Annotated in this window: 19 protein-coding genes and 1 pseudogene; 9 read left to right on the top strand and 11 right to left on the bottom strand. The window is 50.6% G+C overall.

Annotation, left to right across the window (positions count from 1 at the left end):
• The first annotated feature begins 82 nt into the window (after nucleotides 1-82).
• On the top strand, nucleotides 83-1,684 hold the full coding sequence (locus D6C13_RS21130) for an MFS transporter (RefSeq protein ID WP_120134618.1): 1,602 nt from the start codon (nucleotides 83-85) through the stop codon (nucleotides 1,682-1,684).
• A 56-nt stretch (nucleotides 1,685-1,740) separates the two neighbouring features.
• Nucleotides 1,741-2,772, top strand: coding sequence for an HlyD family secretion protein (locus D6C13_RS21135; protein ID WP_120134619.1), 1,032 nt, complete (start codon nucleotides 1,741-1,743; stop codon nucleotides 2,770-2,772).
• 90 nt (nucleotides 2,773-2,862) lie between these two features.
• Here the strand turns inward: D6C13_RS21135 and mdoC are convergent, their stop codons facing one another.
• A complete protein-coding gene (mdoC, locus tag D6C13_RS21140; RefSeq protein ID WP_120134620.1) occupies nucleotides 2,863-4,047 on the bottom strand; it encodes a glucans biosynthesis protein MdoC in 1,185 nt (394 codons plus the stop codon).
• Nucleotides 4,048-4,378: 331 nt separating this feature from the next.
• On the opposite strand from mdoC, the gene D6C13_RS21145 reads away from it, so the two are divergent.
• The 3 genes from D6C13_RS21145 to D6C13_RS21155 all read left to right on the top strand — a co-directional run bounded on the left by D6C13_RS21145 (nucleotide 4,379) and on the right by D6C13_RS21155 (nucleotide 8,940).
• Nucleotides 4,379-5,914: a glucan biosynthesis protein G gene (locus D6C13_RS21145; RefSeq protein WP_120134653.1), complete on the top strand. Its 1,536-nt coding sequence runs from the start codon at nucleotides 4,379-4,381 to the stop codon at nucleotides 5,912-5,914.
• Nucleotides 5,907-8,489 (top strand): glucans biosynthesis glucosyltransferase MdoH, encoded by a 2,583-nt coding sequence (gene mdoH, locus D6C13_RS21150; RefSeq protein ID WP_120134621.1) that lies wholly within the window; start codon nucleotides 5,907-5,909, stop codon nucleotides 8,487-8,489. Before D6C13_RS21145 ends, mdoH begins: the two co-directional genes overlap by 8 nt.
• 205 nt (nucleotides 8,490-8,694) lie before the next feature.
• Entirely contained in the window at nucleotides 8,695-8,940 is a 246-nt protein-coding gene (locus tag D6C13_RS21155) for a YceK/YidQ family lipoprotein (RefSeq protein ID WP_120134622.1), read from the top strand.
• 16 nt (nucleotides 8,941-8,956) lie between these two features.
• On the opposite strand, the gene D6C13_RS21160 is transcribed toward D6C13_RS21155, so the two are convergent.
• Nucleotides 8,957-9,364 (bottom strand): MysB family protein, encoded by a 408-nt coding sequence (locus D6C13_RS21160; RefSeq protein WP_120134623.1) that lies wholly within the window; start codon nucleotides 9,362-9,364, stop codon nucleotides 8,957-8,959.
• A gap of 213 nt (nucleotides 9,365-9,577) precedes the next feature.
• Between D6C13_RS21160 and D6C13_RS21165 the strand changes: the two genes are divergently transcribed.
• Nucleotides 9,578-9,976: a VOC family protein gene (locus D6C13_RS21165; protein WP_120134624.1), complete on the top strand. Its 399-nt coding sequence runs from the start codon at nucleotides 9,578-9,580 to the stop codon at nucleotides 9,974-9,976.
• Between the two features lie 40 nt (nucleotides 9,977-10,016).
• Here D6C13_RS21165 and mdtG read toward each other — a convergent pair whose 3' ends face one another.
• From mdtG to D6C13_RS21185, 4 genes are all read right to left on the bottom strand, one after another.
• Nucleotides 10,017-11,255 carry a multidrug efflux MFS transporter MdtG gene (mdtG, locus tag D6C13_RS21170; protein ID WP_120134625.1) on the bottom strand — a complete coding sequence of 413 codons (1,239 nt, stop codon included), beginning with the start codon at nucleotides 11,253-11,255 and terminating at the stop codon, nucleotides 10,017-10,019.
• A gap of 284 nt (nucleotides 11,256-11,539) precedes the next feature.
• Nucleotides 11,540-11,974: a DoxX family protein gene (locus D6C13_RS21175; RefSeq protein WP_120134626.1), complete on the bottom strand. Its 435-nt coding sequence runs from the start codon at nucleotides 11,972-11,974 to the stop codon at nucleotides 11,540-11,542.
• Between the two features lie 211 nt (nucleotides 11,975-12,185).
• Nucleotides 12,186-13,121: a Kdo(2)-lipid IV(A) acyltransferase gene (locus D6C13_RS21180; RefSeq protein WP_120134627.1), complete on the bottom strand. Its 936-nt coding sequence runs from the start codon at nucleotides 13,119-13,121 to the stop codon at nucleotides 12,186-12,188.
• Nucleotides 13,122-13,464: 343 nt separating this feature from the next.
• On the bottom strand, nucleotides 13,465-14,562 hold the full coding sequence (locus tag D6C13_RS21185) for an NADH:flavin oxidoreductase/NADH oxidase (protein ID WP_120134628.1): 1,098 nt from the start codon (nucleotides 14,560-14,562) through the stop codon (nucleotides 13,465-13,467).
• A 230-nt stretch (nucleotides 14,563-14,792) separates the two neighbouring features.
• Here D6C13_RS21185 and trhO point away from each other — a divergent pair, with 230 nt between their 5' ends.
• A complete protein-coding gene (trhO, locus tag D6C13_RS21190; RefSeq protein ID WP_120134629.1) occupies nucleotides 14,793-15,848 on the top strand; it encodes an oxygen-dependent tRNA uridine(34) hydroxylase TrhO in 1,056 nt (351 codons plus the stop codon).
• Between the two features lie 67 nt (nucleotides 15,849-15,915).
• Here the strand turns inward: trhO and D6C13_RS21195 are convergent, their stop codons facing one another.
• Nucleotides 15,916-16,491, bottom strand: coding sequence for a YceI family protein (locus D6C13_RS21195; RefSeq protein WP_120134654.1), 576 nt, complete (start codon nucleotides 16,489-16,491; stop codon nucleotides 15,916-15,918).
• A gap of 77 nt (nucleotides 16,492-16,568) precedes the next feature.
• A complete protein-coding gene (locus tag D6C13_RS21200; RefSeq protein WP_120134630.1) occupies nucleotides 16,569-17,114 on the bottom strand; it encodes a cytochrome b in 546 nt (181 codons plus the stop codon).
• Between the two features lie 671 nt (nucleotides 17,115-17,785).
• Here D6C13_RS21200 and D6C13_RS26100 point away from each other — a divergent pair.
• Entirely contained in the window at nucleotides 17,786-17,908 is a 123-nt protein-coding gene (locus D6C13_RS26100; protein WP_279630075.1) for a hypothetical protein, read from the top strand.
• Nucleotides 17,902-18,048, top strand: a pseudogene (locus D6C13_RS21210) (pheromone autoinducer 2 transporter); the annotation flags it as partial. The gene D6C13_RS26100 and the pseudogene D6C13_RS21210, both read left to right, overlap by 7 nt.
• Before the next feature lies 1 nt (nucleotide 18,049).
• Here D6C13_RS21210 and D6C13_RS21215 read toward each other — a convergent pair.
• From D6C13_RS21215 to solA, 3 genes are all read right to left on the bottom strand, one after another.
• Entirely contained in the window at nucleotides 18,050-18,508 is a 459-nt protein-coding gene (locus D6C13_RS21215) for a MarR family winged helix-turn-helix transcriptional regulator (RefSeq protein WP_120134631.1), read from the bottom strand.
• A gap of 188 nt (nucleotides 18,509-18,696) precedes the next feature.
• A complete protein-coding gene (locus D6C13_RS21220; RefSeq protein WP_120134632.1) occupies nucleotides 18,697-19,365 on the bottom strand; it encodes a LuxR C-terminal-related transcriptional regulator in 669 nt (222 codons plus the stop codon).
• A gap of 202 nt (nucleotides 19,366-19,567) precedes the next feature.
• The gene (gene solA / locus D6C13_RS21225; protein WP_120134633.1) at nucleotides 19,568-20,683 is read right to left on the bottom strand and encodes an N-methyl-L-tryptophan oxidase; all 1,116 of its coding nucleotides are present in this window, start codon (nucleotides 20,681-20,683) and stop codon (nucleotides 19,568-19,570) included.
• Between the last annotated feature and the right edge of the window lie 61 nt (nucleotides 20,684-20,744).

The raw sequence follows: 20,744 nt of genomic DNA on the forward strand, positions 1-20,744 counted from the left end.
TCGTATCTTCTCACGCTACCAAACCTGCCTTTTCCCTCTCACCGCACTCATAAAGCGGCGAAGTTAACCAGTTGAGAAATATATGAATCAGTCAGTCACGGCAGCGCCTGCTGCCACGATGCCTGTTCCGCAGCCTTTCACCCTGAGGCTGGTGACCGGGCTCATCGGCATATTATTCGCCGCGCTTTGTTCGGGTCTTAATGACCGCGTTACGGACATTGCGCAGGCAGATGTGCGCGGCGCACTGAGTATCAGTTCTGATCAGGGTTCGTGGCTTATCGGTGTGTATCAGGCTGCGGAAGTTTCAGCCATGATGCTGGCGCCATGGTTTGCGATGACGTTTTCACTGCGTCGGTTCACGATGTTTGTCACGATGGGCTTTCTGGCTCTGGCTGCGGTTTTGCCTTATGCGCCTAACTTGCCGGTGTTCATCGCATTGCGCGCTGTACAGGGGATTTTTGGCGGTGCGTTACCGCCGTTGCTGATGACTGCAGCACTGCGGTTTATGCCCCCGCATCTGAAGCTTTACGGGCTGAGTGCTTATGCGCTGACGGCAACGTTCGGGCCGAATATGGCCACCTCACTGGCGGCTATCTGGACAGATTATGTTGGCTGGGAATGGGTATTCTGGCAGGTGATCCCGCCATGTCTTCTGGCGTTCGCCATGATCGGTTACGGTCTGCCGCAAGACCCGTTGCGTCTTGAGCGGTTTAAACAGAGGGATACCATCGGAATGCTGACCGGGCCCGCCGGGATCACTCTGTTAGTGCTGGCCTTGCAGCAGGGCGAGCGGCTGGACTGGTTTAACTCACCGCTTATCACAATGATGTTTTTTGGCGCGCTCGGATTACTGACTCTTTTTCTGGTTAATGAGTGGCACCATCCGTTGCCCCTTTTCAAATTACAGATGCTGAGCCGGCACAATCTGGCGCATGGACTGATCACGCTTTTCGCACTGATGTTCCTGTTCTTATCCGGTTCGGCATTGCCTTCCAGTTATATGTTGCAGGTCGGCGGATTTCGGGCAGTGCAGGTCGGGCCGCTGGCGCTTACGATTGGTTTGCCACAGTTATTGCTCGCGCCGCTGGTGGCCTTCGTGCTGACCATGCGCTGGATAGACAGCCGCTGGGTGCTGGCCTGCGGGTTAGGGCTGGTTGGTTTCTCCTGTTATTGGGGAACACATATCACCGGTGTCTGGTCGCGCGATAACTTTTATCTGATCCAGATAATGCAGGCGTTCGGACAGCCGATGGCGGTGCTGCCGATTCTGATGAGTGCCACCAGCGTGGTTCAGCCTCAGGAAGGGCCTTTTGCTTCGGCGATGTTCAACACGGTTCGCGGGCTGGGCAGCGTCATGGGCGGTTCTCTTGTGGCGGTTTTTGTCAGCCATCGCGAACAGTTTCATTCCAATATTTTACTCAACCATGCCGGCAGCGTGAGTTATCTCCTTTCCCAACCTTACAGCGGTGACAGCACCTTTCTTGCGCCGCTGAGCAGTAATGGTGCGGCCATTTCCACAGAAGTCCTGACTCAGTTTTCCAGAGGCGTGAAACAGCAAGCGCTGGTGCTGGGCATATCTGACACCTATATGGTCATCATCGGCCTGGCACTGTTTCTGATCTTACTGGCCGCCGTTTTACCCAAGCGCACATATCCGCCTCAGTCGCTGGTTAAGCGCCCCTGAATGCAGCATCACCTGACTATCTGAATTCACAATAAAAAAAACGAGAGATAAGACACATGATTAAGACTTCACCTGTCCGCCTGAGCTGGCTGATTGCCGCTGTGGTGGCGATATTTCTGGTAATAATGGCTTTCTGGATCCTCAGCGGTAACTCCCGGCCAGTCACGGATGATGCCTTTGTTTCTGCGGATTCCACGCTGGTCGCTCCGCGGATTTCCGGCACAATCGCTGAAGTGTATGTGCAGGATAACCAGAGCGTGAAAGCGGGCGACGTGCTGGCGAAAATAGACGACCGGGATTACCGCAACGCAGTGCTGACGGCACAAGCTAATCTGGAAACCGCCAATGCTCAGATGCTCAGCCTGACCGCGCAGCTGGCTAAACAGCAGCAAACTATTTTGCAGGCACAGGCTCTGGTCAATTCCGATGCGGCAAGTATTGCTTATGCGCGTCAGAGTGCGGATCGCTACAGACGTCTGCTGCAAAACGGGTCGGGTACGGCAGATGCGCGTGATGAATCGGATGCCAATTTACGTGCAAAACTGGCTTCACAGCAAAGTGATATGGCCGCAGCGCTGGGCGCTGAAAAGCAGGTGGATGTCCTGAAAGCCGGGCAGGCGGAGGCCAAAGCAGGAATCGATTCAGCGGCGACAGCGCTGGCACAGGCCAAACTGAATCTTTCTTATACAGAAATCACCGCACCGGTAGACGGCATGGTCGGTCAGCGATCGTTGCGTATTGGAGGGTATGTGAGCGCCGGTGCGCGCGTGCTGGCGATTGTGCCGCTGAAGGATGCGTATATTGTGGCGAATTATCTGGAAACTCAGCTGGGCGATGTACAGATGCAGCAGCCGGTAGAGATTCAAGTCGATGCGTTGCCGGGTGTGGTTCTCAAAGGCAAAGTGGACAGCATCTCTCCGGCAACCGGCGTGACGTTTTCGCCAATTTCGCCCGATAACGCGACGGGGAATTACACCAAAGTCGTGCAGCGGCTGGCGGTGAAAATTGTGCTGGATGCGAATCAGCCGGATGCAAATCGTCTGAAAGTCGGGATGTCAGTGATCCCGTCGATTCAGACAGCGCGCTGATAAAAGTCTCAGACTCAGAAACTAAAAAGGCGACCTTGCATCAGCAGGGCCGCCTTTTCTTTCTGTCCGCACATCAGTGCGCAAAAGGGATCAAGATGTCTGATTTTGAGGAGGTGTCGGCTCAGAGCCGCTTTTCTTTGCCGGATGCTGCGGTTTACCCGAGAACAGGAAACGCAGGATCGGAATGCGTTTGTGAACTTCGTAAAGGAAGAACGCGATACCGAACACAAATACCAGCCCCAGGAAGAACCCCAGCCAGTCACTGTGAATTTTAGGCGTAATGAAAGCACCGTAAATCAGCGTTAACGGGTGGTGGATCAGATAGATAAACAGCGATGAATTCACCAGATAGGTTATCCACGGTGCCTGAAAATTCAGCAGGTAATGGCTGAACGAGAACACCACGTTAACCATCAGGATGCCCAGCAGGGTCGTGATGATGGCGTCGATTTCCATCGAATACAGCTGCGGGGTATTCACGTGCTGGTTAAACATGTAAGCCACGAACAGGAGGATGCTGACCACGCCGGCTGTTGCTGACGGTTTCAGGAACAGCTCTTTGAGCCAGGAGAATTTATAAGCAAACGCGCCGATGATGAAAAATGGCAGATAAAACAACGTCTGCATAACGATGAAATTAAAAGCACCGTTGGAAAGTAAATCAGGCGCAAAAAGATACAGGCTTCTGTTAAATGCCGCGTAAATTAATCCGATGAATAAAAATATAATTGAGAGTTTTCCTAAGCTGTTTGTCCGGCTTTTAATAATTTGAATGCGACTAGTCTTAATTTCTTTAATAAATTTGAAGAGGTAAAAACAAATACTGGTAAGAATAACCAACGTTAAAAGGAACCATAAATGGGAGACCAGTTCCCAGACGGTGGCATTAATCTTTTGATAAAAGCCCATGCCGTCCCAGCCGGAGAATTTATCGGTAAACTTCATCAAAAAATACAGCTGCGGAATGGTGATGAGCGGGAAGGCCGCGGCCAGCGGGATGGCGACGCGTTCCAGGCGCACCTTCAGCCATTGCTGCGGGTTGTAGCGCTCATACAGCATATAAGAAAAATATCCGGAGATGACAAAGAACACCTGCATCCGGAATGCGTGAATGACATCATTGAATATTGTCAGGCCGTCAGAGGGTATTGCACTGTTTACCGCCCAGATATGACTGGAGTAAATCAATGATATATGGAAAGGAATACCCAGCAGCATCAAATATGCGCGGATGGAGTCTAAGAAGAACTCACGTTGTGGTTTCTGTTCTTTCATTACGTATCCGTTGTAGAGAGCTCATCCTAATTTTAGAGCGTAATTTCTCTTTGGGTTAATTCTTCGGGTAACCAAAAATGACGGTTGTTGACATAAGTTTAGTTTCTGACCTTAAAACATGCCTTGTTATAAGACAAGTTTCCATAGCCGGAGTTTCAACGAATTGATATCCTTGTACCCTGTCGCGCTTAAACGGTTCATCAATGGCTGAACCATCGACTGCTCAAGTTGTCGGAAACCTGACACTTCCCTTAAAATAGTTACAGTAAACGAGTTAAGCGCGCGTAAAGGAGACAAGGTGTCGGATAAAAATTTTTCCATAGGGTCACGTATGATCAAAGTCCGTTTGCTAAGTGCCGCAGTGTTGATGACCATGTTCACCTCATCTGCCTGGGCTTTTTCTATAGATGATGTTGCAAAACAAGCGAAGGCTTTAGCCGATAAAGGCTACGAAGCGCCGAAAAGCAATCTTCCGTCTCAGTTCCGCGATCTCAAATTCGCAGATTACCAACAAATTCAATTCAATCATGATAAAGCGTACTGGAAAAACCTGAATACGCCTTTCAAGCTTGAGTTTTATCATCAGGGTATGTACTTCGATACGCCGGTCAAAATCAATGAAGTGACGGCGAACTCGGTCAAAGAAATCAAATACAGCCCGGACTACTTCAACTTTGGCAACGTCAAGCATGACGCTGACTCAGTGAAAAACCTTGGTTTTGCTGGTTTCAAAGTGCTTTATCCAATCAATAAAGCTGACAAAGATGATGAGATTATGAGTGTGCTGGGTGCCAGCTACTTCCGCGTCATCGGTAAAGGTCAGGTTTATGGCTTGTCTGCACGTGGTCTGGCAATCGACACGGCACTGGCTTCCGGCGAAGAATTCCCGCGTTTCCGCGAATTCTGGATCGAACGTCCAAATCCTGATGAAAAACATTTAGTCATTTACGCGTTGCTGGATTCTCCACGTGCAACCGGTGCTTATCGTCTGGACGTTTATCCGGGCAAAGAAGCCACGGTGGATGTGCAGTCTCAGGTTTATCTGCGCGACAAAGTGGGCAAACTGGGCGTGGCACCATTAACCAGCATGTTCCTGTTTGGCGCGAATCAGCCTTCACCGGTCCTGAACTATCGTCCGGCGCTGCATGATTCCAATGGTCTGTCGATTCACGCCGGTAACGGTGAATGGATCTGGCGTCCGCTGAACAATCCGAAACACCTTGCGGTCAGCCAGTTCTCAATGGAAAACCCGAAAGGCTTCGGTCTGCTGCAACGTGGTCGCAGCTTCTCCAACTTCGAAGATTTGGACGATCGTTATGACTTGCGTCCGAGCGGTTGGGTTGAGACCAAAGGTGACTGGGGTAAAGGTAAAGTTGAGCTGGTAGAAATTCCGACTGCTGACGAAACCAACGACAACATTGTTGCCTTCTGGACGCCTGATCAGTTGCCGGATGCGGGCAAACCGCTGAGTCTGAACTATCGTTTACACTTCACCCGTGAAGAAGAGAAGTTACATTCTCCTGATCTGGCATGGGTTGAACGGACTATGCGTTCTACCGGTGATGTGAAACAGTCGAACCTGATCCGTGAGCCAGACGGCAGCGTTGCCTTCCTGGTTGACTTTGTGGGTCCGAACCTGAAAGCACTGAAGAGCGACACTCCGGTGGCGTCTCAGGTCAGCGTTGGTGATAACGGTGATCTGGTTGAAAACTCCGTCCGCTATAATCCTGTGACTAAAGGCTGGCGTCTGACGCTGCGTCTGAAAGTGAAGGATCCGAAGAAAGCGATCGAAATGCGCGCTTCTCTGGCCAATGGCGACAAAACTCTGAGTGAAACCTGGAGCTATCAGCTGCCTGCAAATGAATAAGTCAACGCACTCTACTCAAGATTATGTAGAAGCTTTGCCGCTTACTGAAGAACAGAAAGCGGCGCTCACTCAGCAGCTTCCCGTTGCTGAAGAGCAGGCTTTTGCAACCGTCCATCACCGCTTAGGCGGTGATGTGTCGGCCACCGCTGATGCTGCCGATCCTGATGCCCCTCTGGTGTCAGTTAAAGCCCGTGTCAGCGCAAGCTGGCCAGATGCCCGGGAGAAGGGCACTCTGGACGAAGTCGATAACGAAGGCCGTACTATCGCCAGCGCTATGCCGCCGGTTAAACGTTCCAGCATGTTCCCTGATGTCTGGCGCACCAACCCGGTCGGGCGTTTTTGGGACAATCTGATGGGGCGCAGTGCGGCTTCCCGCCACCGCGCTTCGGAGATGCCAGAGTCGGAAAAGCGCTGGCGTCATGCCGGTTCTGTTCGTCGTTACATCCTGCTTATCCTGATGCTGGTGCAAACGGCGATCGCCACCTGGTACATGAAAACCATCCTGCCTTATCAGGGCTGGGCGCTCATCGACCCAAGCGATATGATCAACCAGGACTGGCAACAGTCGGTTCTTCAATTGCTGCCTTACGTCTTACAGACCGGTATTCTGGTGCTGTTCGCCATCTTGTTCTGCTGGGTTTCGGCCGGTTTCTGGACCGCTTTGATGGGCTTTTTACAATTGCTCATCGGCCGCGACAAATACAGCATTACGGCGTCGACCAAAGGCAATGAGCCGCTGAATCCGAATAACCGCACTGCGCTTATCATGCCGATCTGTAACGAAGACGTGGAGCGCGTTTTCGCGGGTCTTCGTGCGACGTATGAATCTGTTAAAGCCACGGGTGACCTGGATCAGTTCGATATTTACGTGCTGAGCGACAGTTATGATCCGGATATCTGCGTAGCGGAACAAAAAGCCTGGATGGAAGTGTGCCGCGATGTCGAAGGTCACGGACGCATCTTCTATCGCCGCCGCCGCCGTCGTGTGAAGCGTAAAAGCGGAAACATCGATGACTGGTGCCGTCGCTGGGGCGGGGAATATGCCTATATGGTTATTCTCGATGCCGACAGCGTGATGAGCGGTGAATGTCTGACCGGTCTTGCGCGTCTGATGGATGCCAACCCGAACGCCGGTATTATTCAGTCTGCGCCAAAAGCGTCAGGCATGGATACGCTGTATGCGCGTTGCCAGCAGTTTGCGACCCGCGTTTACGGTCCGCTGTTTACTGCCGGTTTGCACTTCTGGCAGTTGGGGGAATCTCACTACTGGGGCCACAACGCGATTATCCGCGTGAAGCCGTTCATCGAACACTGTGCACTGGCACCATTGCCAGGTGAAGGTTCATTTGCCGGTTCCATCATGTCTCACGACTTTGTGGAAGCCGCGTTGATGCGCCGTGCAGGCTGGGGCGTGTGGATTGCTTATGATCTGCCGGGCAGTTACGAAGAGTTACCGCCGAACCTGCTGGATGAGCTGAAACGCGACCGCCGCTGGTGTCACGGTAACCTGATGAACTTCCGTCTGTTCCTGGTAAAAGGTATGCACCCGGTTCACCGTGCGGTATTCCTGACGGGCGTGATGTCTTATCTTTCTGCTCCGTTATGGTTTACGTTCCTCGCACTGTCTACGGCATTGCAGGTCGTCCATACGCTGATGGAACCGCAATATTTCCTGCAACCGCGCCAGTTGTTCCCGGTGTGGCCGCAGTGGCGTCCTGAGCTGGCGATAGCCCTGTTCTCGACCACCATGGTCTTGCTGTTCCTGCCGAAGTTGCTGAGTATCGTCCTGATTTGGGCAAAGGGCGCGAAAGAGTTTGGCGGGGCATTCCGTCTGCTGGTTTCGATGTTCCTTGAGATGTTGTTCTCCGTCTTACTGGCACCGGTACGTATGCTGTTCCACACCGTTTTCGTAGTCAGCGCGTTCCTGGGCTGGGAAGTGGTCTGGAACTCACCGCAGCGTGATGATGATGACACGCCGTGGGGCGAAGCCTTCAAACGTCACGGATCTCAGCTGTTGCTGGGTGCTGTCTGGGCTGCCGGTATGGCGTGGCTGGACTTGCGTTTCCTGTGGTGGCTGGCGCCAATCGTCTTCTCCCTGATCCTGTCGCCAATTGTTTCGGTGCTGTCGAGCCGTGCAACGCTTGGGATTAAGAGTAAGAAAGCCAAGCTGTTCCTGATCCCGGAAGAATACAATCCTCCGCGTGAACTGGTGGCGACTGAGGAATACTTGAATCTTAACCGCGAACGTAAGCTGCAAAATGGTTTCATGCACGCGGTATTCGATCCGGGCTTCAACGCACTGGCAACGGCGATGGCAACGTCCCGTCACCTGTTGCGAGATGCGGTTGAAAACGGTCGTCGTGCTCATCTGGAGCATGCGCTGAAAACCGGTCCGAAGGATCTGGGTAAAGCAGATCGTCTGATTCTGCTGAGCGATCCGGTGCTGATGGCGCGTTTGCACTCTGCGGTGTGGACGCAACCGGATCAGCAGGCATGGGGTGCTTACTACAACCAGCTGCCGCGTAATGTGCAGGCATTCCCTGTCACTCAGACGCTGGAAGTAAAACCTGCCTGACTGACAGTGCAAGGCTAAAAACGGGCAGTATGTGCAAACATACTGCCCGTTTTCTTTAGAAGATAAGACAGGTGCTCTTTAACCCTTAACGTAGTAAATTTTACCTTCCCCTGACATGGGGGACGATCGCGTGCGTGCTAAGCTGATAGCGCAATTTTGCGCTGAAGAGCGGGCTTCTTTTGATTTGATTCGACAGGTAGTGTGAGTGATTAATCGCGTTGTTTTTCGTGGGTGTGTGCTGGCAGTACTGACTTTTCTGCTTGCCGGTTGCGGCAGTATCATCAGCCGTACCGTGCCGGGGCAGGGCCATGGTAATCAGTATTATCCCGGCGTGCAGTGGGATCTACGTGACAGCCCGTGGCGTTATGTCACCGTCATTGACGTTCCTTTATCAATGATTGTTGACACCTTTATGCTGCCGATTGATGCCCGCCACGGGCCTTACGAATAAGTCTGAATCTGCGACCTTAGTCGATATCCCGTCCCGGATACTCGTCTTCATCGTCCCATTCTTCTGCTGCAGCTTCACCCTCTTCGGTATCAAGCTGCGGATCGTGCTGGAATTCGCCTTCATCCCATTCATATAACGTGGCTTCATCATCCCACTCTTCTTCGAGTTCTATCTGATCATAGTCCTCGTCAAAGATGGCCTGTGCCGCTGCACCGCTGCGGAAAGTCAGCGCGTCGACAGCTTCGCCTTCACCGGTGAAAAACTCTGCCTGCCACATGATATCGCCATCCTGCATGATGTATTTTTGCAGGTTGAACTGATCAGGAACGGGCTCTTCGTCGCCCTGGATCCTGTCTTGTGCAGCTTCTAGAAATTCTTCGCGGGCGGCATCAATAGCTTCTTCAAGCGTTGCGTACATGCTCATTGTTGTCTCCTGAGTTGAATGGGAAATAGGGGTGAAGCAAATAGCGTTATTAATGAACAAGTAACGGCCATCTGACAGTGAAAAACCTGATTAAATGATTGTTGTCGATAACTGACAGGATGCAAGTTTTCAGACCAAATCAGTCGTATTTTTTTCTGCTATTCTCAGTTTCTTGCTGGTGACTTTCATCGGGTAAAAGGAGCGGGGGATAAAATGGTTTCACGACATGCAGTTATGCGGGTGGCGCGCCCGACGGATAATCTTGAGGCGTTAGCGCGGATGTATTGTGAAGGGTTGGGCTTCGAAGAGATCGGCAGTTTTCGCGATCATCAGGGTTTTGATGGCGTGCTGGTGGGGCATCCACATCATCATTACCACCTGGAGTTTACGCATCACCACGGCACATCGGTGGGGCGGGCGCCGACGCAGGACAATCTCCTGGTGTTCTATATTCCGGATGACGGGGAATGGCAGAGACAGTGCGGACTGATGTCAGAAGCGGGCTTTATCGCCGTCGCTTCGTTTAATCCTTACTGGGATGAATGCGGTAAAACCTTTGAGGATATTGATGGTTATCGCGTGGTACTGGCACTGCGCGACTGGACGGCTTAAGGGTAAACGTCAGCAGAAGCCCCGTGACGCCAGTCAGGGGCTAGTCCGCCATAGCCTGCTTAGGCCGGCGTTGCAGACACCAGTACGAATATCCTGCGTTGAACAGCACCACCATCGCCGTGACGAAAAATACCGTCCGGAAGCCGTAACTGGCCGAAACCGCGGCACCCAGCAGAGGGCCGGTGACATTCCCCACATCGCGGAAAGACTGGTTGTAGCTGAACACGCGTCCGGCAACCTGATTGGTGCAGTTATAAATCAGCAGCGTCTGTACGGCGGGAAGCAATGCGCCATCGCAGGCACCCAGCAGAAAGCGCAAAATACCTAATTGTAAGGGTGTCTGGACAAAAGCCATGGGGATCAGCAGCAGTACTGACAGGGCCAGCATCGCCACCAGAATTCGCTCCGGCCCGATCCGGTCGCCAAGCTTGCCCAAACGGGGCGCACTCATCAGTGCGGCCACGCCCGGCACAGAAGCAATCATCCCGCTGATGAACGCCAGATTTTGCGTATTGCCCGCCAGTTCACGGACATACAGCGTCAGGATCGGCGCAATTGAGCCCGTCGCAATCTGAATAATCAGCGTAGTGACAAACAGACATAACACCAGTTTGGGATTTTTCAGCGAAGCGAAAACCTGCTTACGGTTGAGCATGTCTTTCTTATTCACCGGCACGAACTGCTCGCGGATGAAATACAGCGTCATCAGAAAACACAGGAATAATACGCAGGCGGTGATGAAGAACACCGGACGCAAACCATAGCTGTCGGCGAGCAATCCCCCGACCAGCGGACCAATCAGTGCGCCACTGACTGCGCCGGTAGACAGCGTGCCCAGCGCCCAGCCGCTTTTATTACGCGGAATTTGTGTGGCGATCAGCGCATTGGCATTAGGGACGAATCCACCCAGCAGCCCGAGTAATGCGCGCAATATCAGAAACTGCCAGATGTTTTGCGCAAAGCCCATCAGCGCCATGACAATAGCCATGCCCAGCGCGGAACGCAGCAGCATGATCTTACGGCCTTTTCGGTCGGCGAGTCCGCCCCAGAAAGGCGAAGCGATAGCAGAAAACAGGAAGGTAATACTGAAAACCAGCCCCGACCACATATTCAGGGATTCATGACCGGTAACGCCGAGGGTTTCTATGTACAGGGGCAGGAAGGGCATGATCAGACTGAATGCGGCACCGGTCAGGAAGCAACCAATCCAGGCGACATACAGATTCCGTTTCCAGTTTATAGGGTCTGGTGCGATTTCAGGTTCAGGTGCCGGAGTCATAAAATACCGAAAAAAGAAGTCAGGTTCGCTCTGGAATGACGGACGGAAACAAGGCAGAGCACTAGTAACAATCAATTGGCATGATAATTATGCGCCTAATTATCATTCACTTCAATGATGTTAATGAACTGTAACAGGAATAACTAAAATACAGGTTTAAAAAAAACGGGGCGTGAAGAAGATCAAATGAAGGGAGAAAAAACCTAAAAAAACGGTCAGCAACGAGGCTGACCGCGACAGACACAGATTTAATGACAGACCAATTTGATGCAAAAAGGGAACGATTAACGCAGGGCTTCGTTTTTCATTACAGAGTAACGGCCACTGCCCAGGAACATGATCACCAGACCGCCGAAGAAATACAGGGCTTCACTTTCCAGACCCCAGGCACCGACTTCTGTGGTGGTAAAGAACTTACCGGCCACCACCAGGAAGACAGCGACTAAAATATTGAAAGCCATCACCAGCGCAGCAGGGCGGGTGAAGATACCCAAAATAATCAGAACCGGTGCAATCACTTCACCAATGTACGCGCCGTAGGCGATGAAAGCTGGCAGGCCGTCTGCCTGCAACATCTGGGCAATCCAGCCAACGCCGTTTTCCATTTTCGCCACGCCGTGGAATAAGATCAGAATACCAAAAGTCAGACGTAACAGCAGTTTACCGAAATCCTGATGATCAACGGCGCGGGTAAAAGAAGCGTTCAGTTTAGCCAACATAATGTGTTCCTTTTGAAGGTAGCATGCCCGGGGGCAGGCAGCAGATCACGCGGCTCCAAAATCAGGGGAGTAATCACGTGGAGAAATTATGCTGGGAGTATTGGCCTAAACGGAGCGGGATAAAATCTGATAACTTTGAAGAAGTCTTTCAAAAAAATTGTCGAAGCAAATCAAAAAACCGGCTGAGCCTGAGCCTGACCGGTTTTTATTGTTAATCGCTAAGCGCTTTATAGAGCGAAGGTTCCCCTTGCGGGCGCGTTTTAAAGCGGCGGTGCAGCCACATATATTGCTCCGGCGCCTGGCGGATTTCGTTCTCGACCACTTTATTCATATACGTCGCGGCGACAACTTCATCATCGAGCGGGAAGTCAGCCACCTGAGGATGAATGATCATCTCATAGCCTTTTCCACCGGCCAGACGGCGCGGAGTGAACGGGATAATGGCCGGTTTGCCCATCCGCGCCAGCAGGTAAGTCCCTGTGGTGGTGGCGGCTTTATCTACGGCAAAGAACGGCACGAATACGCTGGCACGCGGGCCATAGTCGTGATCCGGTGCATACCAGATGATGTCGCCCTGCTTGAGACTGCGGATCATCCCTTTGAGGTCTTTGCGATCGAGCATGCCTTTGTTCGAACGCATACGGCCTTTGGTCTGGATCCAGTCCATTAGCTTATTGTCGTGCGGACGGTAAACGCCGACGCCAGGATTATGAATGCCGAAAATACGGGCACCCAGTTCCAGGGTCAGGAAATGCACGCCAATCAGCAGCACGCCCTGTTTGTTGTCACGCGCGCGCTGAATATGCTCCAGGCCACTGACCTTAAACCAGCGCTCGATACGCCAGTCAGGCCAGAACCACGCCATGCCGGTTTCAAACAAACCCATTCCCACGGATTCAAAGTTTTTCACCACCATATCTTCGCGCTGTTCCGGGTGCATATCCGGGAAACATAATTCAATGTTACGCTGCGCGATTTTATAGCGACGCCTGAGAAAACGCATAGAGAAGCGACCCAGTCCGGTGCCAATACGATAAATGACCGGATAAGGTAATAAGACCAGCGCATACAGCAACCCCAGACCAAGCCAGGTGATCCAGTAGCGTGGGTGCAGCAACGAACGGTTAAAGGTGGGTACCTGAGTCATAGATTCTCTGCGTCAATCGATCGAAGTAGAAAGTTTATAAGCTCTGTCTAGTGCAGCAGCCTGCCAGAGAAATACGTCCCTATTTCAACAGGAAATAAAGGTTACCCGTAATTTTTCGCAGCAAAGTGAAACATTGTGGCATTTTTTTTGTATGAGGTGAAAGTTCACGGCATTAATACCTCATTTTACTTATGGATTGGATGAATGAAAAACAAGTTGGTTCTTTTATGTACTCATCCTTTTTGGCACCGTAGCATCGCTTAAAATATCAGTACAGAAACGGTTTTTGTCAATGAAACAGGCAGCCCTGAAGGCTGCCTGTTGCGCTTTTGTGACTGAGCGATTATTCCGGCAGGAACAGGCCTTTCAGCCCGTGAGGTTCACTGCGCCAGTATTGCTTCGGTGCCGAGACTTTAGCGCCAAGTTTTGCTGCAGCATGCCACGGCCAGCGCGGGTTATATAAAATGCCTCGTGCCAGGGCAATCATATCCGCCTGACCGGTGCCGATAATGGCTTCTGCCTGTTCCGGTTCGGTGATAAGCCCCACGGCAATCACCGGCATTTTCACATAGCGCTTGATGCCGTCAGCGAAAGGCACCTGATAGTTCGGGCCAACAGCGATTTTCTGATGCGGACTCAGGCCGCCGCTGGATACGTGGATATAGCTGCAACCCAGCTCATCCAAAGCTTTTGCCAGTTCGATAGACTGCTCCAGATCCCAGCCGCCTTCCACCCAGTCAGTGGCGGAAATACGGACACCAATCGGTTTTTCAACCGGGAATTCGGCACGAATTTCCTGGAAGATTTCCAGCAGCAGGCGCATACGGTTTTCCAGTGAGCCCCCGTACTGATCCGTGCGCTGGTTTGAAAGCGGTGACAGGAACTGATGCAGCAGATAACCATGCGCACCGTGCAGTTCCAGCAGGTCAAAGCCCAGACGGTCCGCACGACGGACCGTTTCGATATAGGCTTTTTTCAGCTGATCAATGCGTGCCAGAGACATCGCTTCCGGCGCTTCAGTGCCTTGTGCAAAAGCCACGGCGGAAGGGGCCACAGTCTGCCAGCCTCCGGCAGATTGCGCGATTTGCGCCCCCCCGATCCACGGCGCGGCGCAGGAGGCTTTGCGACCGGCATGCCCGAGTTGCAGACCCAGCGGCATATTGCTGTTTTCCCGCAGCCCTGTAATCAGGTCTTTCATGGCCGCTTCAGTGGCATCGTCCCATAACCCTAAATCCTCGGCAGAAATACGTCCTGCGGCTTCAACGGCAGTGGCTTCAAGGATAAGCAGGCCTGCACCGGAGAAAGACAGCTGGCCCAGATGGGCGTGATGCCAGGCGGTGGCTTTCCCCTCATCAGAGGAATACTGGCACATCGGGGCGATCACAATGCGGTTTTCCAGCGTCAGCTTGCCTAAGGTAATCGGTTCAAAAAGCTTACTCATATTTCATGCCCCTTAAAATTCAGCGTGGTGAAGAGTTCACAAGGATGGGTAACATCTAAGGATAGGTTATCGCATTTAAAACAAGGGCAATGAACAGCAGGTGTTTTTTCTGGAACGAATTTGCAACGGAAGATGTCCTCATTGTTGCTTTAATGTATAATCTTGCCGCTTCAAAAGTAGCTATTCGGTATCCGATAGTTAAATTCCCCTGAAAGACAGGAACGTACACCATGCCAGTGTTACATAACCGTATTTCTAATGAGGAACTCAGGGCGCGCATGCTGGCTGAAACAGAGCCACGCACCACAGTTTCTTTTTATAAGTACTTTCAGCTCGAAGACCCGAAAACCTTCCGTGATGCTTTGTATATCAGCCTGACGCGTCTTAACGTGTTCGGTCGCATTTACGTGGCAAAAGAAGGGATTAACGCGCAAATCAGTGTGCCGCAGAGCCAGTTTGAAGCGTTCAAAACTGAGCTGTTTTCCAGCCATCCGGCGCTGGATCAAGTTCGTCTGAACGTCGCGCTGGAAGACGACGGCAAATCCTTCTGGGTACTGCGTCTTAAAGTGCGTGACCGCATCGTGGCGGACGGAATTGATGATGATTCGTTTGATCCGTCAAACATCGGTGAGTACCTGAAAGCCGAACAGGTCAACGCCATGATTGACGATCCGGACACGCTGTTTGTTGATATGCGTAACCACTACGAATATGAAGTGGGGCATTTCGACAAAGCGATGGAAGTGCCATCGGATACCTTCCGCGATCAGTTGCCAATGGCCGTTGATATGCTCAAAGAAGACAAAGACAAAAAAATCGTGATGTATTGCACTGGTGGGATCCGCTGTGAAAAAGCCAGCGCCTATATGCTGCATAACGGTTTCAAAAATGTGTATCACGTCGAAGGCGGCATTATCGAATATGCGCGCAGGGCAAAAGAGCAGGGCTTACCGGTCAAATTCAAAGGCAAAAACTTTGTCTTTGATGAGCGCATGGGCGAGCGCATTTCGGATGATGTGATCGCGCATTGCCACCAGTGTGGCGAAGCATGCGACAACCACACCAACTGCAAAAATGACGGCTGCCATCTGCTGTTCATTCAGTGCTCGACCTGTGCGGCAAAGTTTGACGGGTGTTGCAGTGAAATCTGCATGACCGAACTGAAGCTGCCGGTGGAAGAACAGCGTGCGCTGCGCGCTGGCCGTGAAAATGGCATTAAGATTTTCAACAAGTCCAAAGGCTTGTTGCAAACTACGATGCACATTCCGGCACCAGAAAACGACTGACCGGCGTCTGAATCATAAAAAAGCCCTGAACGGCCATTACTGTTCAGGGCTTTTTGTGCGCAGAGAATTACTTCTCCTGCACACCTTCGACAGAAATGATCAGCTCGACGTCCTGAGAGGCAGGGCCGAGATCGGTGGTGATCCCGTAATCTTTCAGCGCGATAGTGCCTGCCGCTTCAAAGCCTGCACGGTAACCGCCCCACGGATCCTTACCCTGGCCGAGTAATTTGGCCTGAAGTGTCAGCGGTTTGGTGACGCCGTTCAGCGTGAAATCGCCGGTTACTGCCAGATTGTCACCTTCTTTTTTTACTGACGTAGATTTAAACGTTGCTTGCGGATGCTTGCCGACATTCAGGAATTCAGCACTGCGCAGATGTTTGTCGCGTTCGGCATGATTGGTAAATACGCTGGTGGTGTTGATGGTGACATTCACTTTATCCGTCGCCGGATCTTTCTCATCAAAAGTGAATCCGCCGTCGAAATCGTTAAAGCTGCCGTAGAGCCAGCTGTAACCTAAATGCTTGATACGAAATTCGATAAAGGCGTGCTGACCTTCTTTATCGATTTTGTAATTGGCTGCGGTGGCGGAACCGGCAGCCAGTAACAGAGATGCCAGCGTCAGGCCCAGAGTGGTTTTTTTCAACATAATACTTATTCTCCATGTATTTTTAAGTTAACAGCAAAACAAATCACGAAAGTGAACGACAGAAAGTGAGCAGTTCAGCGACCTGACATGCGCGTCAGGGTGCTGTCCCGGTCAATGAAATGATGTTTAAGCGCCGCAAGCGCGTGGAACGCCGAGACAATCACGATGCCCCATGCCAGCCAAAGATGCAGCGTGCCTGCGATGTCTGCCTGCTGATCCAAGCCGAACAGCGTTGCGGGGATATCAAACCAGCCAAACACGCTGACGGCCTGACCTTCCGCTGTCGAAATGAGATAACCGCTGATCAAAATGCCAAACAGCCCGGTAAACAGTACAACGTGGGCAAGCCATGCGCCGACCCGGGTTTTCGCGCTGTAGCTTTCAAGAGGCGCAGGCGGTGGCGAAATAAATCGCCAGACCAGACGAAATACCATGGCAATAAACACCAGCACACCAATACTTTTATGTATTTCCGGCGCACGGTGATACCAGGTGTCGTAATAACCCAGTCCGACCATCCACAATCCCAGTGCAAATAATCCGTAAACAGCCAGTGCAATAATCCAGTGCAGGGTCACCGAAATATGACCGAACCTGAGGTGCGTATTTTTCCACAACATAAACGGATATTCCCGGTAATGGTTTTTGCTGGAAATTAAACATTTAGAAACATTTTGGCAAACTATTATTTTCAAAAATGACGATTAATTTAAGTTGTTCACTATTTTTGATGTATTTACTGTTAACTTATTCAGTACTTTCGTTTTAACGGTGGTGTTGTTCGGGTTTGTCGTCCAAAGTCAATGTCAGAAGGGGGTTGTCATTTTTTGTCATCGAAAGTAAAGTTTGTTTTGGTTCTAAAAATTTGAGTAAAAATAATGATTTCATCCGTTATTAATAATATCGGATGCTTTTGGTTTCAGGCTTTAGAATGATGAGATTTCGGCGCAATGCAGTATTGGTGTCGTTAATGCTAAACATTTATTAAATAAAGCGTAAAGACTTTCAGGGTTTTATTCATAACTGGTCGAGATCAGCTTGCGTAATAAGATGATATTCATAATTCATTAAAATTTCGATTAGGAATGTTTTTACTGTCTTGTATTTGATGTTTCTGGTGAGGGTTCACTCCCTGATTTCAAAGAGAGCGGCATCCGGCATCCATGGAGAGTGACACTATGTTTATTTCAATAAAACGGTTTACTGCAATAAAAAGGTTTCCTGCAACAAAACGTTTTGCCGCCATTTCGATACTGCTGACATTATTCGTCGCCCCGCAGGCCTGAGCCAGGTGCAGAGCCTTCTGGAAAAAGACCCGGCGGTGGAGGATGTGATTGCCATCAGTGGCTTTAGTCTGATGAGCGGCGACAGTGCACCTAATACCGCGTTAGGTATTGTACTGCTCAAACGTTGATTTTCTGGGGATGGCTGATGGGACCGGTGGGGATGTTGTTGTCCGTACCGCTGACGATTGTGCTGAAAATCGCATTGGAGCCGACCGCCGCGGGCCACAAAAATGCTGTTCTGTTGAGCGACGGGCCACTGAAGCGCTAATTTAGTTCTGTTCTTCTATTTGCTGAGCCAGGGTCTCGATACTTTGCAGCGATATCAGTAATTGCTGACGGGCGGTGAGATCAAGCCCGTCAAACAATTTATCGATAGCTTCCTGTTTAGGTTTTTTTACCTGCGCCAGTGCCTGATTTCCGGTTTCTGTCAGCTCAAGCAGCTGTGAACGACGGTCGGTGGGATGGCGAAGACGCACCAGTAAACCGTCTCTGTCCATCGCATCTATCGCGTCCGTAATCGTACGGGGGGATTGCTGGAGCACACTTGCCAGCTCCGCCGGACGGCAGGTGCCTTCCTGCGCGATTGCTGTCAGCAGTTTTTCGCGTGCCAGAGAGAGTCCCTGAGCTGACATTGCGGCGTCGACCTGTTTGCGCATAAGCCGGATAACCGACAGCAACGTTTCAGTGATCACCGCCGGAGTTGCTTCGTCAAATGTAGGCTTAGGCATGTCGTGAGGCCACTCAAAATTAGTCTGCTAATGTTAAGTTTATTGTATCTTTCTGCGGGCAGAGTGCAACCGACCTGTGGGATACCTGAGGAATAAACGGGGAAACGGAAAATTTTAAAGCGGAGAAATAGCAGTAATAAAACCACCCAACACTCTGACTGAACAGGGTATTGGATGGCTATGTTGGCTTAACTGTGGATTTTGTAAATCTGCTGAAGATCATCTTTAATCTGACGACTGACTGGCGTTGCGGAAATATCATCAATCGGCCAGAACATATATTTGATAAGGTTGTAGACGAAACAGAACTCCAGACGGTTACGGACTTTTATTTTCTGCGCCAGATGACGCTTATGGACATACACAGTACGACTGCTGATATTCAATTTTCTGGCGATGCGGTAGTTAGGCATTTCCGACATCCAGTAGCTCATCACCAGAATTTCCTGATCGCTGAACAGGGTTCTAGGAAACTTGAAATTATTATCCGGCATAAACGATTGGGGTTCTAAAGCTATGTCCCGTAATAATGTCGTCAGTGACTGTTTGTTGAGAATAGAAACTTCGCGGGTAATCGCAATCGGAGTATCACAGTTGGGATAATTCGCATCGATATAACAGTAAATACGCGCGCTGTGCCGCAGCTCGAAGAAGGCTTTTAATTCTTCAGACAATTCAGCATTGTGACAATATTTTGTCATGTTGACTAAGATAATGTCTGGCTGAAATTCAGGAATTGTATCTAGCGCCTGCGAAACATTCACACTATCTATAATGTTGAGATTATTATTCTCAACAAGATAAGAGAAAATTCCTAATCGGGTAAAGTCGCAGGGTTCAATAATTGAGATTTTCATTTCACGTCCTTGTCATGCGTGTCATTACGCGATGGAAACCACTCCTGTGATTTCTGCAGCTAGCATAGGTTTTTTTCTATAATGCTGTCAATTCGGAAATACCAGACTATTGATCTCGTTCAAAGCGAAATTAGAAATAATTTTTACAGAAATATTATGACAACCATCGTTAAATATTAACGATGGTTGAAACATTTTTACATTAACGAAATCTGGAGAGAGAAAAAGGTTTAAGATCAAAAGGAATAGGATGATTGTTAGCGAAGTGAGTAACTATTTCACCCAATACGCTGGCAAATTTAAACCCATGACCGCTTAATCCTGAAATAACCAACGTGTTTTTCTGATCAGGCAGCGTATCAATAATGAAGTCTTCATCGTCAGTCATATCGTAAGTGCATGATGCGCCACGCAGGCTGACGCCAACTCCTGGCAGGAAGTGGCGGAAGAAATTGAAGGACTCGGTGCCATCCTGACTGATCTTGCCGAAAGGTTTACGCTCCTCCGGTTCAGAGATCCACTGGCCGCCGTTGTGCTTTCCGAGCTTCAGGGCGTCTTTGACCGAAGGAAATCCGTAGTACTGATCGCCTTGCTGCGTCTCAAGCGTGAACGCAGGGAAATGGTTTTCCTCACTGTAGCGGCCATCTGCATGGAACCAGGCAAACACTTTACGTAAAGGTTTAACCGGTAATTCAGGCAGAATTTTGGTAACCCAGGTACCCGCTGAAACCAGCAATTTCGCTGCGCTGTAAATTCCGTCTGCGGTAGTGACCTCAACGCCGTCATCAAGCCATTGAATACTTTCAACAGGGCAGTTAAACAACTGCGCGCATCCGGCTTCGCGTGCCAGGCGGATATACGCGGTGATGGCTATTTCACTTTGCAGGTAGCCGGAATCAGGCTCAAACACGCCGGAATAACCGTCAGGTAAGGTGAACAGAGGCCATTTCTCGCGGATTTCAGCGGCGCTCATATTCTGGGTATTCAGATGATAAGTTTGTGCGCTGTGTTTCACATTGCCGATGAATTCAGAATGTTCAGGGCCAATGTTAAGCACGCCGCTGCGATGAAAAACCTTATCACCGCTCAGTTCTGCCAGTTCATTCCAGAGCGTTTGCGCCCTGAGCAGCATAGGCACATAGCGTGCGCCTTCACCGTAAGCGTGGCGGATCAGGCGGGTTTCACCGTGATGGCTGCCTGCCTGATGTGGCGGCATTGAACTGTCTATCATCAGTACCTTCAGTCCGGCACGGGTGGCGTAGTAGCCAGCCGCTGAACCGACTGAACCACTGCCGACGATGATGAGATCGTAATCCATATTTAAAAATTCCTGAGGTGAGTTTTTAACAAATAGGCTACAGGCATGATAGAGAGTTTAC

The organism is Rahnella woolbedingensis, assembly GCF_003602095.1.
Classification (GTDB): Bacteria; Pseudomonadota; Gammaproteobacteria; order Enterobacterales; family Enterobacteriaceae; genus Rahnella; species Rahnella woolbedingensis.

Bases quoted from the DNA above. Each gene is read 5' to 3' on its own strand.
- D6C13_RS21220 (WP_120134632.1), bottom strand. From the start codon at position 19,365: ATGAAAATCTCAATTATTGAACCCTGCGACTTTACCCGATTAGGAATT.
- solA (WP_120134633.1), bottom strand. From the start codon at position 20,683: ATGGATTACGATCTCATCATCGTCGGCAGTGGTTCAGTCGGTTCAGCG.
- mdtG (WP_120134625.1), bottom strand. From the start codon at position 11,255: ATGACTCCGGCACCTGAACCTGAAATCGCACCAGACCCTATAAACTGG.
- D6C13_RS21175 (WP_120134626.1), bottom strand. From the start codon at position 11,974: ATGTTGGCTAAACTGAACGCTTCTTTTACCCGCGCCGTTGATCATCAG.
- D6C13_RS21160 (WP_120134623.1), bottom strand. From the start codon at position 9,364: ATGAGCATGTACGCAACGCTTGAAGAAGCTATTGATGCCGCCCGCGAA.
- mdoC (WP_120134620.1), bottom strand. From the start codon at position 4,047: ATGAAAGAACAGAAACCACAACGTGAGTTCTTCTTAGACTCCATCCGC.
- trhO (WP_120134629.1), top strand. From the start codon at position 14,793: ATGCCAGTGTTACATAACCGTATTTCTAATGAGGAACTCAGGGCGCGC.
- D6C13_RS21135 (WP_120134619.1), top strand. From the start codon at position 1,741: ATGATTAAGACTTCACCTGTCCGCCTGAGCTGGCTGATTGCCGCTGTG.
- D6C13_RS21200 (WP_120134630.1), bottom strand. From the start codon at position 17,114: ATGTTGTGGAAAAATACGCACCTCAGGTTCGGTCATATTTCGGTGACC.
- D6C13_RS21145 (WP_120134653.1), top strand. From the start codon at position 4,379: ATGATCAAAGTCCGTTTGCTAAGTGCCGCAGTGTTGATGACCATGTTC.
- D6C13_RS21165 (WP_120134624.1), top strand. From the start codon at position 9,578: ATGGTTTCACGACATGCAGTTATGCGGGTGGCGCGCCCGACGGATAAT.
- mdoH (WP_120134621.1), top strand. From the start codon at position 5,907: ATGAATAAGTCAACGCACTCTACTCAAGATTATGTAGAAGCTTTGCCG.
- D6C13_RS21215 (WP_120134631.1), bottom strand. From the start codon at position 18,508: ATGCCTAAGCCTACATTTGACGAAGCAACTCCGGCGGTGATCACTGAA.
- D6C13_RS21180 (WP_120134627.1), bottom strand. From the start codon at position 13,121: ATGACTCAGGTACCCACCTTTAACCGTTCGTTGCTGCACCCACGCTAC.
- D6C13_RS21185 (WP_120134628.1), bottom strand. From the start codon at position 14,562: ATGAGTAAGCTTTTTGAACCGATTACCTTAGGCAAGCTGACGCTGGAA.
- D6C13_RS21130 (WP_120134618.1), top strand. From the start codon at position 83: ATGAATCAGTCAGTCACGGCAGCGCCTGCTGCCACGATGCCTGTTCCG.